This window comes from Serratia sp. ASV30, from assembly GCF_016428815.1.
Classification (GTDB): Bacteria; Pseudomonadota; Gammaproteobacteria; order Enterobacterales; family Enterobacteriaceae; genus Chania; species Chania fonticola_C.
The window spans coordinates 1-278 of the sequence record NZ_JAELTL010000277.1 but is presented as its reverse complement, the minus strand read 5'-3'; the positions used below and the strand labels follow the sequence as shown (position 1 = coordinate 278).

Below are 278 nucleotides of genomic sequence, written 5' to 3'. Positions count from 1 at the left end.
GTCTCGTCACGGTCCTTGACGGCAGTAACGTGCTGGGCAGCACCACGGCGAAAGGCGATGGTACCTGGAGCTTCACGCCAACCACCGATCTGGGCCAGGGCGCACACAGCCTGAGCGCCACGGCGGTCGATCCGGCCGGTAACTCGAGCAGCAGCAACAGCTGGATGTTCACGGTTGACACGGTGCAACCAACGGTTCCGTTTATCGACTCGGCGGCGGACGATGTGGGCAGCGTACAGTTGCAGAACATGGTCAGCGGCAGTGCGACGGACGATCCG

The 278-nt window shown here is 63.3% G+C and carries 1 protein-coding gene; it reads left to right on the top strand.

What is annotated here, in order from left to right; all coding sequences use genetic code 11:
* Positions 1 to 278 (top strand): Ig-like domain-containing protein (locus JHD74_RS26440; protein WP_199063961.1); only part of this gene is annotated, 278 nt, incomplete at both ends.